4 protein-coding genes and 1 pseudogene are annotated in these 6,736 nt (G+C 57.0%); all 5 read left to right on the forward strand.

Annotated elements, in window-relative coordinates; genetic code table 11:
• Positions 1 to 190 (forward strand): annotated as a pseudogene (locus AO277_RS29035) (hypothetical protein); the annotation flags it as partial.
• An 813-nt stretch (positions 191 to 1,003) separates the two neighbouring features.
• Positions 1,004 to 1,780, forward strand: a complete 777-nt coding sequence (locus AO277_RS09160; RefSeq protein WP_005734794.1) for a DUF3050 domain-containing protein — start codon at positions 1,004 to 1,006, stop codon at positions 1,778 to 1,780.
• 42 nt (positions 1,781 to 1,822) lie between these two features.
• The gene (locus AO277_RS09165) at positions 1,823 to 2,770 is read left to right on the forward strand and encodes a diiron oxygenase (protein WP_044319967.1); all 948 of its coding nucleotides are present in this window, start codon (positions 1,823 to 1,825) and stop codon (positions 2,768 to 2,770) included.
• Positions 2,767 to 6,201, forward strand: coding sequence for a non-ribosomal peptide synthetase (locus tag AO277_RS09170; protein ID WP_044319968.1), 3,435 nt, complete (start codon positions 2,767 to 2,769; stop codon positions 6,199 to 6,201). The genes AO277_RS09165 and AO277_RS09170 overlap by 4 nt, the downstream gene beginning before the upstream one ends.
• Before the next feature lie 33 nt (positions 6,202 to 6,234).
• On the forward strand, positions 6,235 to 6,672 hold the full coding sequence (locus AO277_RS09175) for an SRPBCC family protein (protein WP_044319969.1): 438 nt from the start codon (positions 6,235 to 6,237) through the stop codon (positions 6,670 to 6,672).
• Positions 6,673 to 6,736 lie beyond the last annotated feature (64 nt).

The following is a 6,736-nucleotide window of genomic DNA, read 5'->3' on the forward strand; positions in this document are numbered from 1 at the left end:
CCGAGCTGGTAAAACAAGGGCCTGCCTGACGGCAGGCCCTAACCAGCCCGAACACAAAAAAACTGATACTCCCGTCGAAGCGCTGCAGCACCACCTCAACCGCGGCGTGCAGGCCGTCACCCAGTACCTGAGCAGCAACAAGGCCATCAACGCCAAACCGGCCCGTACAGCAAAGAAAACCCCCGCCTGAATCATTGAGACGGCTAATCCACCAGGCAATGGCATGACGCCTGCAGATTAGCCGCTCGCACTTCCCCCGCGCTTTCCCAACCGACCTTCAACACCGGTCAGGCCCGACGCCTGGCATGGCGTTTTTATAGCTATTTTCCTGATCTGCCGAGTGGCCCGACACAGGAATCAGGCAAACTCGGGCGAGGCCCAGAAGAATCAACCTGAGGGTGTTCTCTGGCTACGGCTGAACTGTCCACGCAGCACCGGAGCAGTTCTGTGTTCATTTGAACCCAATGAACAAGGAGTTGTTGAACGGGGCAAATCGACATTGGAAGTCATTTCCAACATTGCCCATTAAAAAACCCAGGCACCTGATTATTCAGCATAACGGCAACGCTGAGTGAGGCATTCACTCATTATTGATAATTCTGACTCAATCAGTCGGAAGGGTTGCCTGCGTCCCTATAAAACATATTCCACGTGTTTTATATGGCAACTTACACACCACAAAAACAACAACTTAAATATTATTAAAAAAGAATTGCGCACTGCATTAAATTTGTTTTAAGTTTTCTTCGCCGTCAGCGCAATTGACGGCAGCCGGACTCAAAGCCGCAATCCATAAGGGCTATAGCCCGGCAAGTTGAAGTTATGGGCGCTCTTGAATGGCTATAACCGACGTGCAGTTTCGGCGAATTATCGCCTCTGCCTTCAGGCCTTTGTTTGCCTTGCATTCAGGTCTTTCATCACATTCACCTTGCACGGGCGACACGTTAAAACTTCGAATAACTGTACTGCCACCTACCGCTACCATGACCATAGGGACATCACCATGCATTGTGAGAAAACGCTGCTCGACCAAAAGAAAGTTGAACTTAGCCGTCACCCGATCTTTGCCGAAATCACGACGTTGGGCGTATTGCGACGCTTTATGGAAACCCATGTATTCGCCGTCTGGGATTTCATGTCTCTGACCAAACGTCTGCAACAGGAACTGACCTGCACGCAACTGCCGTGGCTGCCCCCGACCGATGCCTGCGCCGCCCGCCTGATCAACGAGATCGTGCTGGGGGAAGAGTCCGACGACCGATTGGATTCAGGTCATTACAGCCACTTCGAGCTGTACCTGGACGCCATGCGCGAGATTGGCGCGAGCACGTTACAGATCGAGCGTTTCATCCAGCTGCAGCAGCAGGGCCTGCATTACACAACGGCCCTGCAACGGGTCAACGCAGGTCAGGCCGCATCGGCATTCGTGACGCACACCCTCGACACTGCCCTTCATGCGCCGGCACACAGCGTTGCTGCGGCGTTTCTGCACGGGCGCGAAAGCGTCATCCCACAGATGTTCCAGAGCATCCTCGACGACTGGGGCATCACCGTCGAACAGGCACCCACCTTCCGTTACTACCTGGAGCGCCACATCGAAGTGGACTCCGAGGACCACGGCCCGGCAGCGGAACAGTTGCTGGCCCGTCTGATTGGCGGCGACGCGCAGCGTGAACGAGAGGTGTATCAGGCGGCCATCGCAGCGGTGGAAAGCAGGGTCCGGCTATGGGACACGCTGCGCATGAGCATGCGCGCGCCATTGATGCAGGCCAGTGCGTAACAACCGCTCGCAACACCCTGAAGCCTTTACAAGGAAGACATCATGAAAGCAGAAGACTACACGTCGTTCATCGATGCGTGGGAAGGCCGCGCCACCATTCGTACTCGTCCGCGCAGAATGGTCGAGAACGATGAAAAACTGATCTACCCCCTCAGCCGTCAGCCGCTGGTGCTCAGTGACACGTTTACCCGCGAGTGCGCGCATTTGCGCGATTACGCACTGGTGCAGAGCCTCTATAAGTTCATCAACGATGTGGTGATCTTTGAAACCGAGATCGTCGACAAGACCGCACGCAGTATCGCCAAGGACAACTTCACGATTCGCTTCCCGTTTGCCTGCCGCTATGACGCGATGACAGTGGTGGTCGACGAGGACTATCACGCGCTGGTGGCGATGGACTTCATGCAACAGACCATCGCGCTGACGGGCATCGAGCCTATCCAGCTGCCTGACGAAATCGAACTCAGCCGGGCCATACCCACCGCGCTGGCTCTGGCTCCGGAGCATCTGCGCAGTGCAGTTGAACTGATCTGCGTGGCTATAGCGGAAAACACCGTGACCAATGACGTGGCGGCGTTCGCCAAGGACGACTCGGTCAAGCAATCGGTCAAGGGACTGATGGCTGACCATCTGCTGGACGAGGGACGTCATTCGGGTTTCTGGGCACGGCTGGTACGAATCTACTGGCACACCGCAGATGAGCAGGATCGGGAATCCATCGCGCGCATCCTGCCGGTGTTTATCGCTCAGTATTTGACCAATGACATACAGAACGGCTTCGATTTCACCCTGATCGAACACTTGCAGGTGCCGGACACCATCAAGCAGGCGCTCAAGGATGAAACCAGGGCCGTGAGTTTCCCAGTCAACCGCCACCACCCACTGGTCGCCAATATCATGCGCTTTTTCAAGAGCAGCTCGATGCTGGACGATCCCTGTGTACAGCGTGCGCTGGCGGACTACCTGCCGACTCAGGGGACGCTGCAATGAAGCGCCTGGAGATTGTGCTCATCGGTCACAGCCTGACCCTGAGCGATCTGAATGCCGAGCTGCTGGACCACGGCCATGGCGTGCGGCATCTGTCTGACCAGCAGGCGCTGTATGCGTTGACGATGCCTGACGGTTGCGTCCTGATCGAGGACGGCAGTCTGGACCTTCGCGGGGTACGAGGCCACGGCACTCATCTAGGCCTGCGGGTCGGCTTCAGCGCGGCGCTGGCGCACGGTCTGCCTCGCCTGGAGCTGCTCTGCTGGCATGGGCCGGCCAATGTTCGACGCCTGATCGCTCATGAGCGGCTGCCGGCCGAGGAGTCAGTCAACGGCCGTGTACTGCGTGATGCGGCTGTCGCAGGCATGGTGGAGCTGGTGGCGTTGCAGGTCAGTCGATTGTCCAGGAACGATGATTATTTCAACAGTCTGCCTACTTCAATACCCGCTCAGAGTGACCGGCAGGATGGCTTGCAGGCGATTGATCATTTGCTCTTCGAGCATCGCCTGAATCAGACAGAGCAATCACACCTGCTGAAGCGGGCTGAAACCTCGATCACCGAGCGGCTGGAACAGGCGCTGCTGATGTTTGCCGAACGTCCGGCACTGTCCGTTCGCAATCAGACGCTCAGCTATCGAGAACTGCACGCGCACAGCATCGCCATTCAGCGCCTGTTGCTGCCTTTGCTGGCGTCTGCGAAAGCCGACACGCCTCCGGTGATCGGCATCTGCCTGCCCAAGTCACCCGAGTTGTATGCGGGCATTCTGGCGATTCTGGGCTGCGGTGCGGTTTATCTGCCGCTTGATCCCGGCCAGCCTTTGCAGCGCCAGCAGTACATTCTGGAAAACTCGGGAGCGATGCTGTTGCTTCAAGACGGCTCGCATCCACTGGCCGCTGCGGAGTTTCCGGCACTGGATATTGCTGCGGTGCCTATGGGGGATGCCGTTTCAGCCGGCATGCGCGTTCATGCCGCGCAGGACGCGCCCTGCATGGCGCTGTACACGTCAGGCACCACCGGACAGCCAAAAGGCGTATTGCTCAGCCAGCGCAACCTCAGCCATTTCACTGCCTGGTACGCCGAGTATGTGAGCCTGCGCGAGCAGAGCCGGGTGCTGCAGTTTTCTACATTGAGCTTTGATTCGTCGATCATCGACATTTTTCCCACCTGGCTCAATGGTGCCGAACTGGTGGTGCCTGATGAAGACCAGCGGCGCGATCCATTGCAACTGGTCAGCGTGCTGCAACAAGGCATCACTCACGCGTTTCTGCCACCGGCACTGTTGAGCATTCTGCCGCTGGATCAGCCTCTGGGACTGGAGCATGTCATGACAGGGGGTGATGTCTGTGAGCCGCATGTGATTGCACAGCTCACCAGGCAGTGTCATTTCCACAACCTGTATGGCCCCACCGAAGCCACCGTGTTAATCACGGCCTGTGAATTCACGCCGTCCAGCAGCAATCGGCATCTGGGACGACCGATTGCCAACAGCCAGGCATGGATTCTCGACGAGCAATTGCAGCCCGTAGCGGAGCAAACGCCGGGTGAGCTGTATATCGTCGGTCCTGGTGTTTGCCTGGGCTACGTAAACAATCCCCCGCTTACCGCCGAGCGCTATGTGTGGCTGACCAAGCCGGACGGACAGCAACTGCGGGCCTATCGCACCGGCGATATCGCCAAGTGGACGGCTGATGGCATCGTACTGAGCGGACGCCGCGATAATCAGGTAAAGATTCGCGGCTTTCGGGTCGAGCCGGAAGAGATCGAGCATTGTTTGCGCGACAGCGGGCTGTATCGACAGGTGGCTGTGGTGATCGACGGGCAGCGACGCATTCTGGCATTTCTCGCTCAACCGTATCGTGAGCATGACGAACAGGCGTTGAGAGCGCATGTGCAACGTCTGCTGCCTGACTACATGCATCCTGCTGTGTACACGACGCTGCCCGGTCTGCCGTTTGCCAGCAACGGCAAGGTCGATCGTAAGGCACTTCTGGAAATACCGTTGAGCTTCAGCGGACAACGCACGGGGCGTCTGCCACAGACCGAGCAGGAGCAAGCGCTGCTGGCGTTATGGGCCGAGCTGCTGGAACTGCCGTCAGAAGATATCTCTACGGACGAAAGCTTTTTCAATCTGGGCGGTCATTCGATTCTGCTGTCACGTCTGTTGCTGGGGGTTCGTGAGCGGTTTGGGCGCAGCATTCCAATCAACCGTTTTATAGAAGCACCTACCGTCCTGACACTGGCCAGCCTGATCGACAGCGATGGTGCTTCGGCTTACACCATCAGTGCGCAGGCACTGTTGGATGCCGATGCGAATAACCCGCTGGCGACTTTGCCCATCAGCCAGTTGGGTGATGTTCACAAGGTAATTGTCACCGGTGCCAACGGTTTTCTCGGTGTGCATATCGTTGAAGCGCTGTTGAACTGGGGGGCGACAGAGATCGCCTGCCTGGTTCGTGAAGCTGCGGGGCAAAGCGCACAACAGCGTTTCGAGCATTCACTGCGGGAAAACCGTCTGGATCATCTGGACCTGAGTCGCGTGAAGGTCTACGCCGCTGACGTGACAAGGCCCAGGCTGGGTCTCAGTGAAGCGGTATATGAACGACTGGATAGCGAGTTCGGTGCGCTGGTGCATAACGCTGCCAATGTGAACCATGTTCAGGACTATGAAACCCTCGTCAAAGACAATGTTGCGCCGGTCTTTGAATACCTGAAGCTGTGTGAGGGGCGCAGCAAAAAGATCTTCAACTTCGTCTCGACCCTTTCCGCCTGTAGTGCAGTCGATGCTGCCGGCAATGTGCTTGAACAGCCCGCTGCCGCTACCCCGCCGATCTACATCAAGAACGGTTACAACCTGTCCAAATGGGTAGCTGAGCGTGTTCTGCAGCGCGCGCGCGAGCAAGGTGCCTGGGTGAACATCTATCGGCCCGGCAACATAGCGTTCAACAGCGTCACCGGCGTATGCCAGCCGCATAAAAACCGCCTGATGCTGATGCTCAAGGGCTCGCTGCAACTGGGTCAGGTTCCGGCGTTCGCTATCAACTTCGACCTGATGCCGGTGGACTTCCTGGCACGCTTCATCGGCTTCCATGCCAGTCGCTATCAACCGGAACACGCTGTGTTCAACCTGCATAACCCCGAGCCCTTGAGCTGGAATAACTATGTGGAAGCCTTCCGCGGAGCAGGCCCTCAGTTCGAGTTGGTCAGCGTCGAGCAATGGCAGGCCCAACTCAGCCGTGTCGACAGCCAGAACGCTTTATTTGGCGTGCTGGGTTTCTATCTCGACGGTTTTGAAGAAGACATCGGCGACATCTCGATGATCGAGTACCGCAACACCCTCAGCGGTATTCACCGTATGGGCGGGCATTACCCCCAGAAAAGCCCTGAGCTGCTGCGCAAGGGCTGCGATTACCTGAAAGAAATCGGCTTCATCTGAATTGATACCCCACTGACGTAAATGGAGAAACACATGAGCACACTTCACAGTAATCTGAAGCCCGACACCCTTATCCGCAACCCGGTGTCGTGCCGAGTGGTTTCAACCGTGGATGTCCCCGGTAATGCAGCCAGCGTATGGGCTGTGGTCGGGAATTTTGGTGGTTTCCAAGCCTTCATACCCGCGCTGGACAGTATTGAAGTCACCGGGGAAGGGCCAGGCTCGGTTCGAAGGAAACTGTTCAAGGACGGTAACGTGGCCATCGAACAACTGAACTCCCGGGATGATCAGGCGCTGTACATGACCTGGTCACTGATCCACACCAGTTTACCGGTGAGTAACCTATGGGCGGCAATGACTGTTGAAGCTACCGGGGAAGGTGCGTGTTTGGCCCGTTGGACGATCGTTGCCGACCCTGTTCAGGGAGGTCCTGAAGGGGATGCATTTGAAGCGTTTCTTCAGGGGTTTTGAACCGCCCCGGGTTTCTCGGAGACTCCAACCTTTGAGAGGATGGAGCGATGAAAAAACTACCGAA

Origin of the sequence: Pseudomonas amygdali, assembly GCF_002699855.1 — a bacterium.
Lineage (GTDB): Bacteria > Pseudomonadota > Gammaproteobacteria > Pseudomonadales > Pseudomonadaceae > Aquipseudomonas > Aquipseudomonas amygdali.

Coding starts and splice junctions, on each gene's coding strand:
- AO277_RS09160 (WP_005734794.1), top strand. CDS start 1,004: ATGCATTGTGAGAAAACGCTGCTCGACCAAAAGAAAGTTGAACTTAGC.
- AO277_RS09165 (WP_044319967.1), top strand. CDS start 1,823: ATGAAAGCAGAAGACTACACGTCGTTCATCGATGCGTGGGAAGGCCGC.
- AO277_RS09170 (WP_044319968.1), top strand. CDS start 2,767: ATGAAGCGCCTGGAGATTGTGCTCATCGGTCACAGCCTGACCCTGAGC.
- AO277_RS09175 (WP_044319969.1), top strand. CDS start 6,235: ATGAGCACACTTCACAGTAATCTGAAGCCCGACACCCTTATCCGCAAC.